General features: G+C 33.2%; 16 protein-coding genes and 1 pseudogene. 2 read left to right on the forward strand and 15 right to left on the reverse strand.

From position 1 onward, the window contains the following. Positions 1-802: 802 nt before the first annotated feature. The 3 genes and pseudogenes from EB819_RS03090 to EB819_RS03100 all read right to left on the reverse strand — a co-directional run bounded on the left by EB819_RS03090 (position 803) and on the right by EB819_RS03100 (position 4,161). The gene (locus EB819_RS03090; RefSeq protein ID WP_069796428.1) at positions 803-1,597 is read right to left on the reverse strand and encodes a cation efflux transmembrane domain-containing protein; all 795 of its coding nucleotides are present in this window, start codon (positions 1,595-1,597) and stop codon (positions 803-805) included. A 4-nt stretch (positions 1,598-1,601) separates the two neighbouring features. Further along, a pseudogene (locus EB819_RS03095) lies at positions 1,602-3,772 on the reverse strand (TonB-dependent receptor). An 86-nt stretch (positions 3,773-3,858) separates the two neighbouring features. After that, the gene (locus EB819_RS03100; protein WP_069796430.1) at positions 3,859-4,161 is read right to left on the reverse strand and encodes a hypothetical protein; all 303 of its coding nucleotides are present in this window, start codon (positions 4,159-4,161) and stop codon (positions 3,859-3,861) included. Positions 4,162-4,785: 624 nt separating this feature from the next. On the opposite strand from EB819_RS03100, the gene EB819_RS12735 reads away from it, so the two are divergent. Continuing rightward, positions 4,786-5,154: a hypothetical protein gene (locus tag EB819_RS12735; RefSeq protein ID WP_159429374.1), complete on the forward strand. Its 369-nt coding sequence runs from the start codon at positions 4,786-4,788 to the stop codon at positions 5,152-5,154. Here EB819_RS12735 and EB819_RS12825 read toward each other — a convergent pair. The 5 genes from EB819_RS12825 to EB819_RS03125 all read right to left on the reverse strand — a co-directional run bounded on the left by EB819_RS12825 (position 5,130) and on the right by EB819_RS03125 (position 8,395). Further along, the gene (locus EB819_RS12825; protein ID WP_069796431.1) at positions 5,130-5,336 is read right to left on the reverse strand and encodes a GDCCVxC domain-containing (seleno)protein; all 207 of its coding nucleotides are present in this window, start codon (positions 5,334-5,336) and stop codon (positions 5,130-5,132) included. The genes EB819_RS12735 and EB819_RS12825 overlap by 25 nt on opposite strands. 1 nt (position 5,337) lies before the next feature. Continuing rightward, positions 5,338-5,937: a mercuric transport protein MerTP gene (gene merTP, locus EB819_RS03110; RefSeq protein WP_069796434.1), complete on the reverse strand. Its 600-nt coding sequence runs from the start codon at positions 5,935-5,937 to the stop codon at positions 5,338-5,340. After that, positions 5,934-6,308: an ArsR/SmtB family transcription factor gene (locus EB819_RS03115; RefSeq protein ID WP_035679264.1), complete on the reverse strand. Its 375-nt coding sequence runs from the start codon at positions 6,306-6,308 to the stop codon at positions 5,934-5,936. Before EB819_RS03115 ends, merTP begins: the two co-directional genes overlap by 4 nt. Positions 6,309-7,400: 1,092 nt before the next feature. Then, positions 7,401-7,895: a hypothetical protein gene (locus EB819_RS03120; protein ID WP_069801002.1), complete on the reverse strand. Its 495-nt coding sequence runs from the start codon at positions 7,893-7,895 to the stop codon at positions 7,401-7,403. A 254-nt stretch (positions 7,896-8,149) separates the two neighbouring features. Next, a complete protein-coding gene (locus EB819_RS03125) occupies positions 8,150-8,395 on the reverse strand; it encodes a hypothetical protein (RefSeq protein ID WP_069798692.1) in 246 nt (81 codons plus the stop codon). Between the two features lie 209 nt (positions 8,396-8,604). On the opposite strand from EB819_RS03125, the gene EB819_RS03130 reads away from it, so the two are divergent. Next, a complete protein-coding gene (locus EB819_RS03130) occupies positions 8,605-9,777 on the forward strand; it encodes an IS4 family transposase (protein ID WP_069799101.1) in 1,173 nt (390 codons plus the stop codon). 657 nt (positions 9,778-10,434) lie between these two features. Here the strand turns inward: EB819_RS03130 and EB819_RS03140 are convergent. The 7 genes from EB819_RS03140 to EB819_RS03170 all read right to left on the reverse strand — a co-directional run bounded on the left by EB819_RS03140 (position 10,435) and on the right by EB819_RS03170 (position 19,255). After that, positions 10,435-11,163 (reverse strand): M949_RS01915 family surface polysaccharide biosynthesis protein, encoded by a 729-nt coding sequence (locus EB819_RS03140; RefSeq protein WP_069798680.1) that lies wholly within the window; start codon positions 11,161-11,163, stop codon positions 10,435-10,437. A gap of 252 nt (positions 11,164-11,415) precedes the next feature. Then, complete coding sequence (locus tag EB819_RS03145) at positions 11,416-11,865, reverse strand: hypothetical protein (RefSeq protein ID WP_069798678.1); 450 nt, start codon at positions 11,863-11,865, stop codon at positions 11,416-11,418. Continuing rightward, positions 11,858-13,462 (reverse strand): hypothetical protein, encoded by a 1,605-nt coding sequence (locus EB819_RS03150; RefSeq protein ID WP_069798676.1) that lies wholly within the window; start codon positions 13,460-13,462, stop codon positions 11,858-11,860. The genes EB819_RS03145 and EB819_RS03150 overlap by 8 nt, the downstream gene beginning before the upstream one ends. Beyond that, positions 13,462-14,544, reverse strand: a complete 1,083-nt coding sequence (locus tag EB819_RS03155; RefSeq protein WP_069798674.1) for a restriction endonuclease — start codon at positions 14,542-14,544, stop codon at positions 13,462-13,464. Before EB819_RS03155 ends, EB819_RS03150 begins: the two co-directional genes overlap by 1 nt. Before the next feature lie 299 nt (positions 14,545-14,843). Then, positions 14,844-15,314: a DMP19 family protein gene (locus tag EB819_RS03160; protein ID WP_069798672.1), complete on the reverse strand. Its 471-nt coding sequence runs from the start codon at positions 15,312-15,314 to the stop codon at positions 14,844-14,846. A 479-nt stretch (positions 15,315-15,793) separates the two neighbouring features. Further along, complete coding sequence (locus EB819_RS03165; protein WP_083331663.1) at positions 15,794-16,477, reverse strand: hypothetical protein; 684 nt, start codon at positions 16,475-16,477, stop codon at positions 15,794-15,796. A gap of 219 nt (positions 16,478-16,696) precedes the next feature. Next, on the reverse strand, positions 16,697-19,255 hold the full coding sequence (locus EB819_RS03170) for an AAA family ATPase (protein ID WP_069797995.1): 2,559 nt from the start codon (positions 19,253-19,255) through the stop codon (positions 16,697-16,699). Positions 19,256-19,817: the final 562 nt, after the last annotated feature.

A 19,817-nucleotide genomic window follows, 5' to 3' on the forward strand; every position in this document is an offset into this window, starting at 1 on the left:
ACTGCACGAAGCAAAAAATGTTTTCCGCTGACTAAATTAATAAAAAAATGGAGGCGGAAACATTTTTTGCGACTAAATTTCACAAAATCTTCAACGCAAGAGCCTTCAATCCCGCATTTTAGCAATACGATGTTATGTGATGTGGCAATTTTCCATAATTTTTTATTCAGTTAGATTCAGTTTTCAGAAGTTTCATTCAGCAACATTTTCAAAATTCAGCGTCAGTTTTAAAACTCAAGCACGAATTTATTCACACAGTTAAAATTTCAGAACGCTAAAATTCAAAAATTTTTTCGGAAAGATTTTGCGTAGGATTTTCAGTCAGAATTTTTATTTTCAGGAAGTTTTTTCACACAGAATTTATTCCGCAGAGTTATTTTGACGCGTTAAATTGTTTTCACGCACATTTTCCGTTAGTGATATGGTGTCAGAAATCAGTTTTTTTAAGTCAAGTCCGCAATTTATTCAGTCAGTCAAGTTTGAAAATGAATTCAGACCTTGTTTTCACGCATTTTTGGTCTGGATTCAGTTTCTTTTTTATTCACTCAAAATCGTGGAGTTTATTTCGGAGCGTGATTTTTGATGCCATATCACATAACGGGAAACGGCTTTGCGAAGGAGCGGAAATAGAAGCACAAAAGTTCAGTTTAGCACTACCGTAGCGTAAGCCATTTTCTATTTGCTAAATTACAAAAAAAGGAAATAAAAATGGCTTATGCGGTGATATAATTACTGTCGTTGAATTTTGCACTTAACCCGCTCTTTTGCAAAACCGATGTTACCTGCTGGCGTTCTTTCGGTTTCATTTCGCCAATTTCAATATTCTATATGCCCCTCTTGCCACAACTACAAATACAATAGCTCCGATAATCAAATCGGGATAACTCGAGTTTAACCAATTGACCAAAATTCCCGCAACGATAACTCCCGAATTGATTATAACATCGTTTGACGTGAAAATCATCGAAGCCTGCATATGTGCTTCTTTGCTTTTGTTCTTTTGCAACAGGTAAAGACAAAGTACGTTTGCTATCAATGCCAAAACAGAAACAATAATCATTGTTTTGAAATCGGGCATCGCTTCTATTCCGATAAAACGTCTGATAACTTCAACAAAACCGATAACGGCTAACAGGATTTGAAAGTAACCTGCAAATTTGGCGATATTGTTTTTTCTTGCAATCGTACCCCCAACAGCAAACAAAGCCAATGCGTAAACGATGGTATCGGCAAGCATATCCAAGCTATCCGCTACCAATCCCATTGAGTTGGAAAAAATACCGAACAACATTTCCAATCCAAAGAAAACGAAATTGATAATCAATACCGTCCATAGTAGTTTCCGTTGGCTATTGCTTGTATCTGTTTCAACAACTGCGTTAGTTTCTTCGGTTGAAATCAGCGTTGTATTTAGGTTCAAGGTTTCCAAAGCCGAAAAAATCGGCTCTGGGTTTCCACTATGGTAAACATTTAGTTTTCTATTGGGAATATCAAATTCCAATGACTTTACCGTATCAAAGTTTTGCAGTTTCATACGGATTAATTGCTCCTCACTTGGGCAATCCATTTTTGTTATATTAAATATGGTTTTATTCATCTTCTTAAAGTCTAAATTTTATTCCCCCGTTAATTACAAATCCGTCCAATGGTGCATAGATGTCTTTAAAAACAGGGTTGGTTATTGTGCCTGTATAAATGTTGTTAAAACGGGTCTGCCTTGTATCAAGGAAATTTTCAAAGTTGATGTACAAAGAAAATCTTTCCCAAATTTTTTCAGCCATAAAGCCACACATCACATAGTCTTTACCTGTTGTTCCGTCATTGAGCTTTTGCGGACTAAAATAATAGGCTTCCAAACCAATCTTCCATTTATCCTCTATTTCATACATCAGTACAGAGTTAATGCGGTGTTTTGGTGTTAATGGATTTTCGGTATTTATTCCGTTTTCAATCAATCGGGTATGGGTAAAGGTGTAGCCCAAAAACAATTTAAAATCATCATAACCGATTTTGATATTGGTTTCTGTTCCTTTGGTATGAATGTAGCCCGATGAATTGATGAACTGATATGTATTTGTAGCTATATTTTGAAGCAACAAAGGATTATCCAAATAGGTGTAAAAGAATAAATGATTTATGCTGAATGTCCAATCATCGCCAATATTAATACGGTAATTGATGTCTGCATTTGCTCCGTAGCTCTTTTCTAATTTATTGGTATTATCGTCAATAGGCATTACATTTTGATATTGTATGCGTTCGCTTTCTTCCGTAAAAATGGTTGGTGTTTTGTAGCCAAATCCGCCTCCGATACGTGAAGTCAATCCGTTAGCAATCTGAAACAGTGCCGATATTCTTGGCAAAAAACAGCTCCGTAATCTATCACGTAATCCGTTCTTAAACCTGTTTCCAATTGAAGCCAATCCGTAGCCTTAAAAGAATTTTGAACGAAAGCCCCGAATGTGGTTTGGTTGTAATCTCTTAACGGAAATGCGGTCATCTGCTTTTCTTTAAAATTGTCCGTCCAAATATTAACGCCTGTTACCCATTCTGACTTTTCTTTGCTGTGGGTATAGCTTGCTTCCGTAAAAGTGGCTGTTTGCGTTCCCTCAAACTCGTAATTGGGAATAGCTGTATTGCGGTTAAAATAACTTACGCTGTTCTTTATCTGTACAAAACTGTTTTCGTTTACCGTATGGTCAAAAACAAATTGGGTAGAATAGCGTTGTGTTTTGTTTTCTTCAAAATATTGGTGTGTGTTATCGCCTTTGCCTTTGATGTAAAGCATATCGCCACCCAAACGGTTTTCAATGGTGGTGTTAATGCCGAAGTTCATTTTTGTTTTATCATTGAAGTAAACAAATAATTTAGGGTTCAGTACATACCTTTCAAATTGGGGAATGGCAGAAAGCCCAATTTGTGCAGGGTCGTAAGCTCCGTTGCGATTATGCGAAGCAAATATTGTCGTTCCGATTTTCTTAAACTTCTGTCCGTAAAAACCATTGATGTCTAAACCCCTGCCCGATGTTCCGTTTAAATGAAAACGCAAATCCCTTTCTTCCGTTGGTGTCTTGGAAATCAGATTTACCAAACCTGCTATTGCTCCACCACCGTACAGCGTAGATGTTGAACCTTTAATAACTTCAACCTGCTTTAAGTCAAGCGGTGGAATTTGCAACAAACCCAATCCGCTCGAAGCACCCGAATAAATAGGAAAACCGTCTTTTAAAATTTGCGTATATCGTCCGTCAAGCCCCTGAATACGAATACTTGCATTGGCACTTGTGGGCGATGTGGTTTGTACGTGGATGCCTGTGCTTTCTGCCAAAAGCATACGAATATCCCCTGCTTTCATATTGCCTTTTTCGTCTAACTCCTCACTTCCTATAAACTCAATACGTGTGGGGATATTTTGGATAGTTCTTGTACTTCTTGTTGATGAAATAACGATTTCTTCCAAATCTACCGATTGTTCATAAAGTAGGATTTCAATCGGAGCTGTATCTTCTAACGGAAAATTAAAGCTGTCGGTACGTTGGGCAAAACCGATATAACTAAATTGAATTTCTTGCAAACCGTTTGCAATACCTGTTAATATAATATGTCCGTTTTCATCGGAAATTGTGGCGATTGTAGTGCCTGTTACCTGTGCGGTTACGCCCATTAAAGGCTCTTTTTTTTCGCTGTCTTTAATTACAGCTTTGAACGTATTTTGTGCATATACACAAAGGTTGAGTGTCATAAAAAATGACACAAAGAGTATTTTTTTCATTGAAAAAATAATGCTTAGTATGAATAAATGAATGATAGCGGTGTGATACACCACCTACAATTAGTTTGTGCCGAAAGCACTACACATTAAGCAAGTTGAGGGGGATGCCAAATAGAATAAGGAAAGTCTGAAATAGGCGGTGTTGGCATTGTGCCTAATTTTCTTTGGGGTTCTTTTACTGAATGTTTAATCGAAAAATGAAAGTTGGTTAAAACAAATCCCGTACAGGTGTTGCAGTTAAAAAAAGGCGAACAGCAACTGCAATCTTCGTCTTGTTCGTTTTGTCCTTGCTCGGTGGTATGTTCCTGCATACATTTATCCTCAATAAAAGACGGTACGGCTGATAACAGCAATACATAAACGACTAATATTAAAGATATAAATTTCATTTTACAAAGTTAGGTAAAAATTGTTTCGTTATTTTTTGATTTTCCCGAAATGTCGTTTTTTAGCACGAACGTTGTTTTACGCTTGCAGGTAACGGACGGACGGGAAAGGGCTTGGCGAAGGCGGGGATAAGATAGACGGAAATTCCAACTAAACCCGAACCGAGCAAAAACCATTTTCGTTTTTTCAAAATTACAAAAAATAAAAAAACGAAATGGTTTTTTGCGGCTAAAAGTGCTGAAATCTTCTAAATGATAACTCTCAACCCCGCTTTTGCCAAACCCATGTTGTGCGCAGTATTTTTAGTTCGGCGACTTGGATTTAACTCGTTAAATTCAGGTCAGAGAATTAAAAATCAAGCACGACAATTTTTTTCACGCACGAAATCGAAAAGATTTTCAGAATTTTATTCGCGAATTTTAGAAAAGCATTCACGCAGAATTTATTCACGCCTTTAAGCGCAAATTTGTAAAAGTCAAGCACAATTTTTGATACTCAAATCCGTAAATTTTTCGTAAAGTTTTTTTCTGGATTTAGGAAAATCAGCGCAAAGAATTTCAGATTTCAGTCAGTTTTAGAAGTTTAAATTCAAGTCAAAATTTTGATTTTACAGACCGAAATTTCTAATGATAACTGCCCTTCAAAATATTGCGCACAACGACTCGGCGGCTTTGCGAAGTTTTCACAGGAAGCTTTGCTTCCATGAGAAAATTTTGCAAAAGCGCATGATGTGCGAAGTCCGCGAAGCGGAGAGCACATCAGGCGGTGTGAGCCGCCGAGTCGATGTGGTCGGAAGTAGCGGAGCGGATTTCGACCACATCGTTTTGCGGCTTGGCGAAGGTGGCGATTTAACCACAAATGTTCATACGAAGCACACACTTCAAATTTACGAAAAACTGTCATACGAAGCACTGAACCGCCACTTTTGCCAAACCGCTGTTAGTGGCTGGGCTTCTTTGTTTTCCGTCTGTCAGCAACATTTTTTGTCCTGCTGAATTGGTGGACAAGCAACACTTCCGTAGCTACAATAAACACAGCAGTCGCCTTGTTTTGGTTTTAGAACTTGTTTGCATTTTTCACATTCGTAAAAATATTGGCAAGCGTCTGTCGGCATTGTTTCTTCTTTCTTATGTCCGCAGTTGGGGCAAGTTATTGTTGATTGTAATTTGATTTCCATTTTAATTTTCTTTTTTGTCGGTTACAAAATATCCTGTTGAGTTTATTGCTTTTTCGATTTCAGAAATATTTGTTTTTGAGTTGTCAAATTCTATGATTGCATTTCCATTTTCATATGAAGCGTTTGAACTTATTATTCCTGTCAATTTATTTACTTCGTGATTTACGTGTTCTTCGCAACTCGCACAAGTCATTCCGCTAATCGTAAATTTTACTTTTTGAATATTGGATTTGTCCACTACTTTGATTTGCTTTTCTTTCTTTGGGTAGAAAATGCTTGAATAGTATGGAAAGGCAAGCATAACGATTGCAAATGCTGTTACAATTCCTAAAAACATTTTCGACTGAATGAATTTTGGTTTTTCTTCTGTCTCACAGTTGCAGTCAATTTGCTTTTTAGGTTTCAACTTTTGATACCAAGCAAAACCAAGAACCAAAATTGTCAAGCCGATAAAATACGGTCTGAAAGGTTCGAGCCAAGAAAAAGTAGAAGCAAGTCCGCTTGTTCCTGCTACTAAAGCCAAGACTGGAGTAATACAACACAATGAAGCTGCAATTGCTGTTAAAAGTCCTGCTCCGATTAGTTTTTTGTCTGTTTTCATAATGTTTCTAAAATTTTGTTTTCGTCAAGTATTTTAAAAAATGGTTTCAGCATTTTTTCATACTCTTTTGTCAATGAGTAAAAAATGGTTTGTGCTTCTCGTTCGGTTTCAATTAGTTTTCGGTCTTTGAGTTTTCGCAAGTGTTGTGAAATTGCCGAAATTGTCATACCAAGAATGTCGCTCATATCACAAACACAGAGTCGTTTTTCTTCATATAATAGAAAGAGAATTTTCAGTCTTACGTTGTTTCCCGCTAATTCAAGTCCGTTCGATAAATAGTCAAACGAGCCGTTGAGTTCTGAAACTCGGTTTTTACAGCGATTTATTTGTTTAATGTCCGCTTGTTGTCGTATGCAAGAATTGTTGTCCATATTGCAAAGATAGTTAATTTGTTTATTTAAGCAATTACTAAAATACAAAATATCAAAAAGAACCCGATTTGTCTGTCGGGTTGTGTCGTCATAGCCTTGCCACTAACGGTTCGGCGGATTTGCGAAGTCCCGAGAAGGAAGTTTGCTTCCGTTCTTGGGATTTAGCAAATTCACAGATGTGCGAAGTTCGCGTAGCGACGAGCAACATCTGCGGATGTAATCCGCCGAACCGATGTGGCAAAAGTAGCGGAGCGGATTTCGACCACATCGGGAAAGGGCTTGGCGAAGGCGGGGCTAAGAAATCCTAAATTTTCTATAATCACCAAACTAAGCAAAAACCATTTTCGTTTTTTCAAAATTACAAAAAATAAAAAAACGAAATGGTTTTTTGCGGCGAAAAGTGCTGAAATCTTCTAAATGATAACTCTCAACCCCGCTTTTGCCAAACCCATGTTGTGCGCAGTATTTTTAGTTCGGCGACTTGGATTTAACTCGTTAAATTCAGGTCAGAGAATTAAAAATCAAGCACGACAATTTTTTTCACGCACGAAATCGCAAAGATTTTCAGAATTTTATTCACGAATTTTAGAAAAGTATTCACGTAGACTTTATTCATGCAGTTAAGCGCAAAATTTGTAAAAGTCAAGCACAATTTTTACAATCCAGTGGAATTTTTGTAGATTGATTTTAATTATTTTGCGCATTTTTCAGTCAGCGTTTTGAAGAATTCAGCGCAATTTTTGATACTCAAATCCGTAAATTTTTCGCAAAGTTTTTTTCTGGATTTAGGAAAATCAGCGCAAAGAATTTCAGATTTCATTCAGTTTTAGAAGTTTAAATTCAAGTCAAAATTTTGATTTTTCAGACCGAAATTTCTTTTTGATACCGCGCTTCTAATATTGCGCACAACGGGAAACGCATTGGCGAAGTGGCGGATAAATTGGGCTAAAAGTTCAATTTAGCAGTGACGTAGACGATGTGTTTCCACAGAAGCTAAATTATTAAAAAAAGCTGAATGTGGAACACATTCGGCGGCTAAATATGCAGAAAGTTTCTATTTTGCACTTAACCCGCCATTTTGCCAATGCGATGTTATGCACAGTTTTTATTTTTTATTCTTTTTTGTACAAAATAGATTAAAGTCAATAAACTTATTAAGCCAAATAAAATTAATGGTAATTGTATTTTGTCTTTTTTTATTTTCTGATTTATGCAGTTAATATTAAGATATTCTTTTCCATCTTTAGTGATAGAAACTATGTTTTCAGTAGTTCTAATTCCCTTATTAGGGTCGATTTTGAATTCAATTTCTTGTCCAATAGTTATTTCTCTTTTGAAATTTTCAAAGTCAAAACATTCATAATATTCTGGTAATATTTTTAATAATCGGTTGTCATTTTGAAGCCTAATATTATAAGAAATACTCCATTTGTTTTTAGGTTTGAATCTTTCAATATGAATAATTTTTCCTTTTTCACTTTTGATTTCGGGCACATTGATATTCTGCTTAAATAGTGTAGAAACTAAAACAGTTAAAATTAAAATTACTCCAATTGAAATTCCGATAATTTGACTTATCCTTTGCATTAAAATAAAGTATGAAGTTTCTTACTCGCTTCTGTGGTAAAATTGTGCATAACGGGAAAGGGCTTGGCGAAGGCGGGGATAAGATAGACGGAAATTCCAACCAAACCCGAACCGAGCAAAAACCATTTTCGTTTTTTCAAAATTACAAAAAAATAAAAAAACGAAATGATTTTTTGCGGCGAAAAGTGCTGAAATCTTCTAAATGATAACTCTCCGCCCCGCTTTTGCCAAACCCATGTTATGTGCAGTTTTTTTTATAATGTTTGTTTTCCAACAATAAATTCATCCCAATATTTTTGTTCAGCCTTTTGTTCTTCAGTCATTTCTTCAAATTTTAAATCAGACATTCCACTAGGCGAATAAAATTTCCATTTCCAAGATGGCTTGTGTTTAATAAATAAATTTTGCTCTTTAAACTCGTCGTGAATATAAATTCCGCAAAAAAGCCTGACTATTAAAGCGATAATAATTATGAAAAATATAGTGAGTTTAAATTTCATACGTTTTTTATTTATGATTCCCTAGATCTTTTCAGACTTTTTTCCAACTTTTTGTTATTAAGTTCAGAATGATAAGAGGTGGAAAATAGTAAAAGATTCCAATAACAATATAGTAATATGAGGTTTCAATAGCGTCCTAAATAAAAAAATAAGAAGGAATTAAAGTAACTCAAAGTATCTTTGAGGTTGCACAACAAAAAAACCTTCTTATGGATTCAAAATTAACATTATTTTCCCAAATCATTTCAAAAATAAACCGAGGGATTTTCAAAAAAATAGTAGTTGAGAAGAAAACCGATTACCGAAATAAAGGATTTGATAGTTGGAACCACTTAGTTTCTATGCTTTTCTGTCATTTTGCCAAAAGCACTTCGGTTCGGGACATTTCCAACGGACTTCGCAGTGCCACAGGAAACCTGAATCATTTAGGGATAAAAACAGCACCTTCCAAATCTTCTATTAGCTACCAGAATGGAAAACGAGATGCAGATTTGTTTAAAGACGTGTATTTCAAACTATTAGAACAATTAGGACAGCACACGAAAGAAAGACGGATAAAACTCAAAATAAAAGTTCCTGTCTATTTATTAGATTCTACCCTTATTTCTCTATGCCTGTCTTTGTTCGATTGGGCAACATATCGAACTAAAAAAGGAGCCGTGAAAATGCATACCTTACTTGAATATGACGGGAAACTTCCTGTTTATGTGAATATTACCAAAGGAAGTGTTGCTGATAACAAGGGAGCGGAAAACATTCCTTTGGAAAAGGGAGCAGTCATTGTTGCAGACCGATTCTATAACGATTTTCCAATGCTCTCTATTTGGGACAGCAAAGGTGTTTTCTTCGTAATAAGACATAAAGAAAATCTGAAATTTGAAACTTTACAGGAACGAGAACTTCCACCAAAAGGAGCTCAAAGCATCCTAAAAGACGAAGAAATAGTACTCTCAAATCCTTTATCCAAAGAAAAATATCCAAAAAAATTAAGAAGAGTGGCTATTTGGGATAATGAAAACAAGCAAACCATTGAAATGATTTCCAATAATTTCTCTTGGGCTGCTTCTACCATAGCAGAATTATACAAGCAAAGATGGCAAATTGAGATCTTTTTTAGAGATATCAAGCAGTTGCTTCACATCAAAACCTTCATTGGAACTTCTGAAAATGCAGTGAAAATCCAAATTTGGACGGCACTTATCACTATTCTCATTCTGAAATACCTGAAATCCATCGCTAAATATAATTGGCAATTATCAAATCTGGTAGCTTTTATCCGATTGAATATTTTTGTTAAAATTAATCTTCAATTTTGGCTCGACAAACCATTTGAGCAACCGCCTGAAACCCCCAAAAACTATTATCAAGGGGTTCTTTTTTGAAATTAAATGTAAAGCTAAATGTAAAATAGGTATTTAGGCTGTTTCTATTTTTAATAATTTTTATTTAGGACAGTATTGATGAGGTTTCAATTATTGTTTCATATACAATATCGTTCCTATAATTTCTATCAAGAAGATATGCACATAAAAACAAAAGAAGTCCGATACTAACTTGAATTATTAGTGATTTATTTAATATTCTAACGACTTTTTTGAAAGTAAAATCGAAAAAAAGTCTGTTTTTCCATGCAATTGTCAAAACAGGAATTAGGAATAGTAAAATTGTTAGAATTATTGTTTGAAACATTCAAATCTTAATTTGTTAACGGGTCTTTGGATAAAATTGCACATAACGGTTCGGCGGATTTGCGAAGTCCCGAGAAGGAAGTTTGCTTCCGTTCTTGGGATTTAGCAAATTCACAGATGTGCGAAGTTCGCGTAGCGACGAGCAACATCTGCGGATGTAATCCGCCGAACCGATGTTGCAAAAGGAGCGGAGCGGATTTTGCCACATCGGACGTTTCGGGGCTTTGCGATGGTGGGGCAATCGAAGCACAAATCTTCAATTTTGCACAAAAGTTCAATCGAAGAACAACCGTTGAACTTTGCAGCTTCGCCCCACTATTGCAAAACCCTTGTCGTGCGATTGTGCTGTTTTCAATACTTATTTTTCCAAGTTTCAATTATATTTTTGTTCCAAAGTTTTTTTGCAAAATCTAAAAATACTTTTGGTCCATCAGAAAAGGCTTTGTCAATTTTATATTCTCCTCCCATATACATCTCATTTCCGTCATCATCAATTCCGTGCATAACTTTATTTTCACCTCTTATTGCAAATTTTTGCTGTCCCTCATACATTATGATTTTCATATCAGAAGGACTTACATCTCCGTGGCAAACAGTTTTATACATCAACCATATTTCAGCAACTCCATTATTGTCAAGGTCAGTTATTTGAAACGTATTATTAATAAATTCAGCAACAATATCAACAGGACAATCACTTATGTAGTCATAAACTTTCCAAGTTTGTTTAGCATTGTTGTTTTCTACAATAAAATGATAGGCAAAAATTTCTGCATCTCCTCCGTCATTTTCGTGTTTGAATTTTTTACTCTCATAAATACCTGTTTCAGTTGTAATGACAATGTTTTCTCCCAAGTTATCCGTCCACTTGATTGCATTTACAATTTTTCCCTCATATTTTATATCGTTAGGAAGTTCACTGACGTTAAGTATAATAGGGTTGATTTTTTTGATTTCAGAAGTCAAAACCGAGTTATCTTCTAATTTTTTTTCAGGTTCAGTCTGTTGGCGATTTTTGGTTTCGTTTCCACAAGATTGGAAAAGAAAAACTGCCAAAAGTATTATGATTAGTTGTTTCATTTTCTATCGTTTCAATTTTTGGACAGCTGTTAGTTAAGCATATCGCACAACGGTTCACGGCTTGGTGCAGTGCGGGATTTTTAGTACTACCGTACATATGAAGAACAAAAGTTTGATTACGTACAAATGCTGATACGAAGCACTTCGCCCCGCATTGCACCAAACCGATGTTGGCGGTTCGCCCTTTTTGTCTGTATGTTGTTTCCTCATTCATTTGTCAATGCCGTTTTTTGCACCTTTTTTGCCATTTTTTTATTCAAGTTGTTTTATAAATTGTATTGCTTTTTGTAAGTCAACGTAACAATAGTAGAAAATAGGTTTGTTGCCTAAATTTATTACCCCATAACGACAATCACCTTTTTGAATGGGTGTCAGTTCAATGTCGTAAGTGAAAGTGTATTTGATTTTATTTCTCACACGACCATTTTCAAGTTTGAAAATCTTATCAAAGATAACTTCATAAAAATAGGGTTTTGCAAGTTCCATAGAAATTCGACCAAACTCCTTTTCGGTTATCAAGTCTTCAATGTCTAAATATTCAAAATTGTTTTGTGGAATGGATAATGTTTGTGATAGATTGAGAAAGATGTTATGTAAAAACTTGTTGTTGAATTCAGGCAAAAATTCAGGGTTTAAACCTATGATTGGATTAAACTTGCTTCTAAATGAAATTGGTGAAGAATATATAATATAACTACTCATTTTCTGTAATGTAAAGTTCTTGTAGTTTCAAAAAATTTCGTTTGTAAACGGTAATTTTTGATTTGGTAAATAGTTGATTAACTCCTGTAACTTCTTCAAAGTCTTTTTCCTTGTCGTCAAAAAAATAAGGTATCCAAAATTCCGAAAAAGTCCAACTACCTAAATAATTTAATTGCAATGCAAGTTCATATACAAGTTGTTTTTTAATATCAAGATGTCTTTCTTCTGATAAATTTTTCGCACAACAACTTTCTTCTGTGATATATTTGTAATCTATTACGTCAAAATTAAATATACAAGGCTTTTTCTTCATTAAATCACGAACTCCTTTAAACTTAGAAAAATAATTGTTTACTCGTTCTAAAAATTCATTGGAATCTTCTGCTCTAATGAATTTATTCTTATCATCACTTGGATTGCTTCTATATCTTGGATTTTTATTTAGGAATTCATCGTAAAGAGCATCAAGTTCATAAAACTCATGATTTTGTTGTCTCGGGGATAATTTAAGGTTTTGATGTCCCATATAATTCCACGTAAATATGGAATAGATTTTTTCAAAATGCTCACGTCCAATAGTTCCATCAAAATTTGTGTAAACAAGGTCTGGTCGTAATTTTCGTCTCTTGTCAGTATGTGAATTTATTTGCAAATAAAAAGGGCTATCAAAGTCGTTAAAGGTTTCAATTACGCCTAATCTGTCTGCAAATAGTAATTGAGTTTCTATAAGTCTGTCCTGTGCATCTGCAAAACATAATTCTTCCCACAAAACCGCAAAGTTGGAAATGCCCCAAACATTACCTTCTTCATCATCAGGATTTTCATTTTCACCGTATAAAAATTTGTAAATCGCATCGTAGAAATGCCAATAATCGCTGTCTTTATATGGTGTTGTTCTGTCTATTTCATCTAAAACGTCTTTTAGAATAGCTATTGTTTCTTCAAAAGTTTCTTCTTCAAAGATTGAACTGTCGTGAGTTAAATACCTTTCTCTAAATTCATTTGAAAGTGTTCTTACTCTATTGCTTTCAATTGCTTCTTCTAATGCATGTTTTATTTCAGAATATATAAAGCAAAACATTTCTATAATTGTGGGACTATCTGTATCAATAATTTTCTTAGGAAATTCCATTTCGTCAACGAAAACTGTTTCTTCATCAACAAAAACGGCTTTGTGTAAATAACGATGAATTTTTGTATAATCAACTTCATTCGTCCGTGAGAGTTTGTTTTTGATTGTAAGAATTAGCAATTCGTTGTAAGCATCAAGAATTGCATCTAACATATTAAGTTTGGAATAAGAAATAGTTTCTCCGTCTTTACCTTCTAACGAATATCCGTTTTCTAATTCGCTAAATCCATCAAGCTGATTTTCGTCTGAAAGTTTCTTTTTTTCTTCAAAGAATTTTCGGTATGTTTTGTATGTTCTAAAAAACAAATTCTTTACAGCCGAATATTTATCGGCTGGGAATTGCTGAAACCCTTTTGGCAATTGAAATTCAAACTTGTCGGTTTCTTTGTTTTTCTTAATCCCAACAAATGTGTCTTGCCATTCTGACGATTTATATGAAAATGTAAGCTCTTTTAGGTTCAGCATCAGTTAGCTATTTTTTTCACGATTGCGGTATTAAACTCTTTGTAAAACCGTACAAAATCACCGAAAGTAACAAGTTCGTTTTTCGTAATCGGATTATTTACTCTAATTGGACTTGAATTTAATAATTCTAAAAGAGGTTTCTTTTCATTTGAAAACACACTATCCCACAAGAAAAACATTAGTTTGTTTCTTATGGCTTCGTGTTGGATTGTGTCACCTTTTATGAAATAGTAACCTATTTGCTTATCCTCAATTCTTCTGATTTTGTCTGAATGACTTTTGATAAAATTATTGGTTGTATCAACCATTTTTTTCCAAAGTTCTCTGTCAATAGGTCGTAATTGACTGTCTATGTCATTAAAATAGTTTGAAGCTGGCGGATTGATGTCAATAAATTCCCAATCCCAACGTCTTTTGAATGCACTATCCATAAAGTAAATAGAATTGTCTGACGTGTTCATTGTGCCAATTATTGAAAGGTTTGGCGGAAGTTTTACCTTTCTATTTACTAAGTCAAAATTGAGATAAGGTATTTTTTCTTGTAGCGACTTTAATTGTTTCAAACCATCGTGAGGTCGTAATTTGTATTCGTCAATTTCACCTTTATTGTCGTAAGTAAATTTTACGCCAATAAGTTCTAAGAGTTTTAGAAACTCAAGTTGAGTAATATTTATATCGTAGCTACTCCAACCATCATCTTCTCTGTCTAATAATTGAAAAACTGTACCAAAAATTGCAGCTGAATTTCCTCTGTTAATCTCGTCAATAACTAAAACAACATTTTGAATTTCTCCTGTTAGTTCTCCGTCTTTGTCGTATGCTTCGTGAATGTTCTTTAATGCTTTTGCTAACGCAATTAAAAAATGTCCCTCAAAAAATTTGTATTCAACTTTCCCATTGTCTTTTGTATGTGGCACTAATTTTCCTAAAAAGTCACCATATGTATATTCAGGGTGAAAAACAGTTTTGATTTTGTTTTCCGATGAAGTTATCTTTAGTTTTTGCGGAATTAATTCTTTGTCAACTTTGTGACTTTTTCCTGTTCCCGGACTACCGAAAAGAATTTTCTGAATATATGCCATCGCTTTGTTAAGTTAAATTTTATGTTTTAAATGTCTTTCTTTTGTTCGTTCATTGTCTTGTTGTTTCTTGTTAACCGTGTCGTCCGTAGGGTGACCGCCAACGGAAAAAGTATTTGCGAAGGGCGGGCTAAATTGGACGAAAAGTTCAATTTCGACCAACCGAAGCGAATGCTTTTTCCACGAAACTAAATTACTAAAAATATGTGAAGTGGAAAAGCAGGCGCGACTAAATGAATCGGGTATTTCTATTAAATATTCAACCCCGCCTTTTGCAAATACTATGTTATCTGCAGGCGTTTTTATTTTTCTGTGAATTTATCAATGTTTTTGTCAATATATTCTACAACGTGTTTATAATATTCTTTTTTAAATTCCTTGTCGTAATAATAATCTTCTAATTTTTCAGCCGACTTAATTTCGGCATATCCATCTGTGAATGCTTTCCATCTTTTTTCCCAAGACTTATTTTCATCATTAAAAATTTGCTTTCTTTTTCCATAACTGTCAGCATTTCCCATTAGTTCATTTAAGCATTTTTCATAATCATTTTTCAGTTTTGGAAGTTTTAATTCTTCAAAAGTTTCTAAAACAGCAAAAGCAAATTCAGGTTTGTTAAAAAAGAATTGGTTAACTCCGCCGTTGTCAACGTCTCCATTAAAAACCAACATACAATAAAAGACTTTTTGAGGCCGATTTAGTTTATTGAAAAAATCTTGATTAGGCATTTCCTCTCCTGCAATTTTTGGTAATTTATCAAAATATTCATACATATATTCCCAAAATCTATTATCATATTCATCGAAATTTTGCCAAGAATATTTTTTGTCTAAATTTTCTAGAAATTCTTTGTTATATTTTGGTGCATAAATTACTTCGGTTTGATTTCCATCATCTAAACTATAAAAAGCAACACTTTCATCACTTTTAACGTAGTTATTTACAATTTTTTTTCGCTGTCTTATAAAAAAAAAGTATTCCGATAATTATTGATGTTGTAATTGCAATAAAAATTATGGTTTTATTCATATTCTTTGTTTTAGTGAGGGTTCTGATACGCTTGCAGATAACGGAAAAAGTATTTGCGAAGGGCGGGCTAAATTGGACGAAAAGTTCAATTTCGACCAACCGAAGCGAATGCTTTTTTCGTGGAACTAAACTACAAAAAAATTGTGGAACGAAAAAGCAGGCGCGACTAAATGCAACTGGTAGTTCTATTATTCCTTCAACCCCGCCTTTTGCAAATACTATGTTATACGACGTTTTTCTTTTCCAAATTATTTATTTTTTCAGCAACTTTTAAACAGTTTTCGTAATTTCCGGAAAGACCAATTAATTCAGTTTCAATTTCGTAAAGTTTTTCTGCAATTTTAGCTGAATCAGATTTTGATTTTACAAGTTTGAGAATTAGTGGTGTATAACCTTGATATTCATCTCTTGGAGCATCATCGTTAATTCCAATTGGATCCCAATATTCCCATAAAATTTGGTCAATTTGTTGATAAAGATTTAGAAATTTTCCCTTGCTTCTAAATTTTTCTTTTAACTCATTTTTGTCAAGGTTATAATTTCCATTTTCAAGATAATCTTTCCATAATTGAACATTTTTTAGATTTATGTCGTATCCAATTTTTGAATTATCCCAATCGAAAATAACATTACTAATTTCATCTCCATTCCAATCAAAATATTCAGAAGCAATCAGTGAAAAAGCAATAGTAGTCAAATCTTCGCTGTCAAGTTTTCGAGTAATAAAATCATTACATAATTTTATCAAATGTTCTTTCTGAATTTCAAATTCTCCATCATTGATTTGTTGGATATAAACACTTGTTGTATCACATCCAGTTTTTGTTTGGCTATTTTTTACGTCAGATTTTAGCTCATCTATCGTAATTTTATTCTCAAAATATTCTTTTAATTTCTGTTCGGTCATTTTTGGTGAAATGTCGTATAACGGAAAAAGTATTTGCGAAGGGCGGGCTAAATTTAACTGCAAGTTCAATTTCGACCGAGCGAAGCAAATTGCTTTTTCAGATTACCAAATTACAAAAAAAAGTAATATGAAAAGCAAGTTGCGACTAAATGCATCGGGTAGTTCTTTTAAAGTTTCAACCCCGCCTTTTGCAAATACTATGTTAGCTGTAGTGCCTTTTTAGGATTTAATAAATTCATCTCTTATTGTTTTGAATTCTTCGAAGTCAGCTTTCAAGTCTGTCAAAGTTGGGTCATTATGAATTTCTTCTGGATTACTATGTCCTTTTATGAAACCACAGCATCTCTCAAATACTTCATTTAACTTGTCTTTGTGTTTATTTATTTTTTCACCATTCACTTTCATAAATGAGGTTAAAGCAACATTTTTTTGATACCTTTTAATTGTCCCTTGAAATATTTCTGTTTCAACACAAAGTTCAATCGCTGAACGCAAAAATCCATATCCGTCTTCTGCAACATCAACTTCTTGTCTGTCTTTTGGTGTGTTGTTTATTAGTGTGTTAATTTTTGAGATATAAGTGGTAGTTTTATTTAAGTCTTCAGCATCGGAAATAAAACCTGTTTCATCGTAGTTATTTTTTGAGCTATGAAATTTATATTGCAGTGAACTATAGCTTGGTTGTTTGCTAAAAAATAAGAAGCTATTAAATAATAAAACACTATGTGTAAATACTACCACTTGTCTTTCACTAGAAAGTTTAATAAGTCTTTTGGCAACATCATCAATAATGTTATGGTCTAAGCTATTAACGGGGTCGTCAAAAATTACAGGTGCTTTGATATTGTCTAGTTGTAATTCTGTTAAAAACTCTGAAAGTGCTATTGCTTTTTGTTCGCCTTCGCTTAAAATTTCTAAAAGTGAGTGTGAATTTATTCTGTGAGAAATTTTTGAATTACCCCTTGTTGTTCCAAAGTTCAAGTCAATTGATATATGCCCTTTCTTAAAGGATTTTAATTCTTTTTTAAAAATTGTATTAAAGTTTTGTTGAATTAACTCTTCTCTTGCTTCTGTTGTTTTCCTGCTAATTGAATTTGTATTGAAGCTATTATAGTTTGAATTTAAGGTTGCAATAGTCTTATGGTTTAAAATGCAGGTTCTAATTTCATTTATTTTTGTACTTAATAATTTTCTGTCTTTTAATTCCGCAATTTTCGCTTTTAGTTGTATTTCTTTTGTTGAAATATTTGAAAGCAAATCATTTTTTTGAATTAAACTAGCACTTAATTCAGTTTTCTTGTCAGTACAAAATTTAATGTATTTAGCGTAGTCTAAATTAAAAGGTGTTTCATTTGTTACTGTGTCAGATATATAAACTTGTTTTAGTTTTACTAATGTATTCTGAAATTCAATTAATTCACTAGGTTGAATAATAATTTTATTTTCATTGTCGAAACCAAATGTTGCTTGACTTAATGTAAAATTTGTGTCAATTTGAGAAATTAAATTTATTGCGTCTAATTTTTGCTGTTTTAGATTACTTAAATTTTCTTGAGTTTCGTCGTTTAAGAGTTTTCTATAATTTTTTAATAATTCGGTTGCAGGATTTTGAAGTGGCTGTAAGCAATAAACACAATTATTCCCATTTTCGGGATAGTTTCCCTTGTCAATTATTTTAATGTATGCTTCAGCTGATTTAATAAAATTGTCAAATTCTATTGATTGGTAGAATTCTATACCGTGAGTTTCTGCAATTTCTTTTATGCCTTTGTTTGCTTGGTTTTCAAGCTCATTTATTTTAATATTTCTTTCACTTAATATATTCCATTCATCTTGGTTTAAACTCTTTTGGATATTTTGGATTTTATTAATTATCGTTGTTAATTCAGAGATTGAAGCAGTTATGGTTTGAATATCTCTTTGAAGTATGGTTTTGTTTAAATTAGTTAATTCACTTTCTGAATCCTGTAGTTCTTTTTCTTGAATATTTGTAAAACTTGAAAGCTGATTTAATCTTTCTTCGGTCGAATTATTTGATAATGTTGATATAAATACTTGTTGTTGGGTTCCATTATTTAATAGGTTTGTCCAATTTAAAGTAGTTGGGTATTTTGCAATCTCAATATTAACTAGATTTTCAAGTTTATTCAATTCTGTAGTGATTAAATTGAATAAATGAAATCCTATAGGTGTTACAATTAATTGTCTATCATTAAGTGAAATTGAAACACAGTTATTATTGAAAACTGAAATATTTTCTAATTCTTGAATTGTATTTTTTCCGTTCCAATTAAATGTTTTAGCTATTGAGTTAGCTTTGAAATTTATTATAGCTGATTGTGGGACAGCTGTTTTTGAAATGTCAGAAAGTATATTATTGTAAGTATCATAACTAAATCCAAGTGTTTTTAAAATTCTACCATATCCTGTCTTTCCTGTCCCATTTTCTCCAAATACTACAGTTAAGTTTGGACTGAAATTTATAGTTTGATTTTTTGCAAGTCGATTAACCCCTGAAACATCTGAAAGTGATATTAATTCAATTTCTTGATTAGTTGGTGTATAATTAGGTTTTGCAATTGTAATCACTGGTAAACCACTTAATAAACTTATTGATTGGAGAAAATAATCAAAAATTGTTTTTGTATCAGTTTGAGAAAGTTCACCTTCTGTCGTAACAATTTTGCTTACCAATAATTCTGCCCAAGTACCTTTATTTTCAGTCCACTCCCAAAGGAAGTCTACAATTTCTTTTTTATTTATTGAGGTCGAACTCATTTTTTATTTTGTTTTTTGTCGAGTATTCAATTTTTACAGGGTTTCTTGTGGCATTACAGCTAACGGAAAACGGCTTTGCGATGTGGCGCCAAAGAATTTCCTGTTTTTCTATTTTTACCAAAATTACAAAATATTCTGACAAGTTCTAATAAAAACTTTCCGCGCCATATTGCAAAACCGATGTTGTGTGATGTGTCTTTTTGATTTTCCGTGTTTTTTGGTCATTTTTTGAGATTTTTTTAGAAGCTTTCTTAATTTTCAAACGAAAATTTACCTAAAATCTAAAATTTTTAAAATTCGTCTTCTCAAATTTTGCGAAAATTTAGCCGGCATTTTTTGTCAGCGTTAGTTTTGTTCACCAAGTTTGTAAAATTCAGCGCAAAGAATTTCTGTCAGCGTTATTTTTTGTCAGTTTCATTTTTCGGCGTAATTTTTTTTCACAGCGTTAAAATTTTCAGCCAATTTTTCCAAATATTTGTCAAATTTTACGCAGTTTTTATTCCGCATTTTAGGAACGTAAGAATTTAATTCCGTTGGAAGATATGTTACCGAAAATTTTGTT

This window comes from Cloacibacterium normanense, from assembly GCF_003860565.1.
In the GTDB taxonomy this organism is placed as follows: domain Bacteria; phylum Bacteroidota; class Bacteroidia; order Flavobacteriales; family Weeksellaceae; genus Cloacibacterium; species Cloacibacterium normanense.

Coding starts and splice junctions, on each gene's coding strand:
- EB819_RS03090 (WP_069796428.1), bottom strand. CDS start 1,597: ATGAATAAAACCATATTTAATATAACAAAAATGGATTGCCCAAGTGAG.
- EB819_RS03100 (WP_069796430.1), bottom strand. CDS start 4,161: ATGAAATTTATATCTTTAATATTAGTCGTTTATGTATTGCTGTTATCA.
- EB819_RS12735 (WP_159429374.1), top strand. CDS start 4,786: ATGATAACTGCCCTTCAAAATATTGCGCACAACGACTCGGCGGCTTTG.
- EB819_RS12825 (WP_069796431.1), bottom strand. CDS start 5,336: ATGGAAATCAAATTACAATCAACAATAACTTGCCCCAACTGCGGACAT.
- merTP (WP_069796434.1), bottom strand. CDS start 5,937: ATGAAAACAGACAAAAAACTAATCGGAGCAGGACTTTTAACAGCAATT.
- EB819_RS03115 (WP_035679264.1), bottom strand. CDS start 6,308: ATGGACAACAATTCTTGCATACGACAACAAGCGGACATTAAACAAATA.
- EB819_RS03120 (WP_069801002.1), bottom strand. CDS start 7,895: ATGCAAAGGATAAGTCAAATTATCGGAATTTCAATTGGAGTAATTTTA.
- EB819_RS03125 (WP_069798692.1), bottom strand. CDS start 8,395: ATGAAATTTAAACTCACTATATTTTTCATAATTATTATCGCTTTAATA.
- EB819_RS03130 (WP_069799101.1), top strand. CDS start 8,605: ATGGATTCAAAATTAACATTATTTTCCCAAATCATTTCAAAAATAAAC.
- EB819_RS03140 (WP_069798680.1), bottom strand. CDS start 11,163: ATGAAACAACTAATCATAATACTTTTGGCAGTTTTTCTTTTCCAATCT.
- EB819_RS03145 (WP_069798678.1), bottom strand. CDS start 11,865: ATGAGTAGTTATATTATATATTCTTCACCAATTTCATTTAGAAGCAAG.
- EB819_RS03150 (WP_069798676.1), bottom strand. CDS start 13,462: ATGCTGAACCTAAAAGAGCTTACATTTTCATATAAATCGTCAGAATGG.
- EB819_RS03155 (WP_069798674.1), bottom strand. CDS start 14,544: ATGGCATATATTCAGAAAATTCTTTTCGGTAGTCCGGGAACAGGAAAA.
- EB819_RS03160 (WP_069798672.1), bottom strand. CDS start 15,314: ATGTATGAATATTTTGATAAATTACCAAAAATTGCAGGAGAGGAAATG.
- EB819_RS03165 (WP_083331663.1), bottom strand. CDS start 16,477: ATGACCGAACAGAAATTAAAAGAATATTTTGAGAATAAAATTACGATA.
- EB819_RS03170 (WP_069797995.1), bottom strand. CDS start 19,255: ATGAGTTCGACCTCAATAAATAAAAAAGAAATTGTAGACTTCCTTTGG.